At 27.2% G+C, this 1,560-nt stretch carries 2 protein-coding genes and 3 tRNA genes; 4 read left to right on the top strand and 1 reads right to left on the bottom strand.

The features are described from left to right. The first annotated feature begins 27 nt into the window (after positions 1-27). From H0H57_RS00150 to H0H57_RS00165, 4 genes are all read left to right on the top strand, one after another. Entirely contained in the window at positions 28-1,131 is a 1,104-nt protein-coding gene (locus H0H57_RS00150) for an HDIG domain-containing metalloprotein (protein WP_238784339.1), read from the top strand. A gap of 64 nt (positions 1,132-1,195) precedes the next feature. Further along, positions 1,196-1,280, top strand: a tRNA-Ser gene (locus H0H57_RS00155). Positions 1,281-1,299: 19 nt separating this feature from the next. Continuing rightward, positions 1,300-1,374, top strand: a tRNA-Pro gene (locus tag H0H57_RS00160). A 15-nt stretch (positions 1,375-1,389) separates the two neighbouring features. Beyond that, positions 1,390-1,463, top strand: a tRNA-Arg gene (locus tag H0H57_RS00165). On the opposite strand, the gene H0H57_RS03095 is transcribed toward H0H57_RS00165, so the two are convergent. Then, positions 1,461-1,560: ATP-dependent Clp protease proteolytic subunit (locus H0H57_RS03095; RefSeq protein WP_238784340.1), on the bottom strand; the 100-nt coding region annotated here is incomplete at its 5' end. The genes H0H57_RS00165 and H0H57_RS03095 overlap by 3 nt on opposite strands.

A 1,560-nucleotide genomic window follows, 5' to 3' on the forward strand; every position in this document is an offset into this window, starting at 1 on the left:
ATATTACTAATATCATTAATAACCATTATGATTTTAAAATATAATTCTAAAATATTATATATAATTCCCTTTTGTATCCTTCCTATAAGTATACGTGCTTTTTTCAATTTAAATTTGAGTATTTTCATTCATTTAATAACAATTTTATTATTGTCTTTAATTACACCAAATAGTTTTGAATTTATTTTTCTACAAATGATTGCAGGTTTTTTAGTTATGTTGACAAAAAAAAATATTTCCAAAATGGAAAATCTTTTTATTGCTGCAGCAAAAATTACCATCACTTATATTATTACTTTTAGTTTACTCACTTTAATCCGTGAAGGATCTTTAGAACAAATTTCTTTGTATACTTTTTATTTATTTTTTTTTAGTGGAATTTTAACAACTTTATTTGTTCATCCATTAATATTTTTTTTTGAAAAATTATTGAATCTAACTTCAGATATCTCTTTATTAGAACTATCTGACACCAATACTCCTATATTAAGATTATTATCCCAAAAAGCCCCAGGAACTTTACAACATGTTTTAACAGTCGCAAACATAGCAGAAGAATCTGCTGTTGCAATTGGGGCTAATTCTCTATTAGTAAGAATAGGATCGATTTATCATGATATAGGAAAAATAAAACATTCTAAATATTTTATTGAAAATCAACAAAATATAATTAATCCTCATAAAAAATTAAGTCCAAAAAAAAGTGCAAAAATTATTTTAGAACATGTATCAATAGGAGTTAAACTAGCAAAAAAATATCATTTACCTGATTCTGTTACTGATTTTATACGTACTCATCATGGAAATAGTATTGTTTACTATTTTTATGAAAAACAAAAAAAAATATATCCAAATATAAAAGTGGATAAAAAACAATTCCAATATTCTGGTCCTAAACCATTTTCAAAAGAAACGGTTATTGTCATGATAGCTGATTCTATAGAAGCGGCTTCAAAAAGTATTAAAAATCCATCAACCAAAGATTTGGAAAATTTGGTAGAAAATATAATCGAAAAACAAAAAATAGAAAATCAATTTTCAAACGCAGATATTACTTTAAAAGAAATAGAAAAAGTAAAACAAGTTTTGAAAAAAAAATTAAGAAATATTTATCACACTAGAATCGTATAACCCTTTATTTAGAGAATAAATTATTTGATTATTTAATAGATCTATTTTAGATTTGTATTTTTTTGGAGAATTGCCGGAGTGGTTAACGGAACAGTTTGCTAAACTGTCGGTATGTAAATACTGCGTGGGTTCGAATCCCACATTCTCCGTTTGATTAATATAAAAAAACGGGGTATAGCGTAGTTTGGTTATCGCGCCTGGTTTGGGACCAGGAGATCGTAGGTTCAAATCCTGCTACCCCGATTTCTTATGTAAGAAGATCACGTAGCTCAAATGGATAGAGCAACTGCCTTCTAAGCAGTAGGTTACAGGTTCGAATCCTGTCGTGATCATTTTTTTCCTTCTAATACTTCATCGATCATCCCGTATTCTTTAGCTTCTACAGAGGTCATCCAGTAATCTCTATCTGAATCTTTTTCTATTTTTTCA

It is taken from the genome of Blattabacterium cuenoti (genome assembly GCF_014251755.1).
Classification (GTDB): domain Bacteria; phylum Bacteroidota; class Bacteroidia; order Flavobacteriales; family Blattabacteriaceae; genus Blattabacterium; species Blattabacterium cuenoti_AN.

Coding starts and splice junctions, on each gene's coding strand:
- H0H57_RS00150 (WP_238784339.1), top strand. CDS start 28: ATGATTTTAAAATATAATTCTAAAATATTATATATAATTCCCTTTTGT.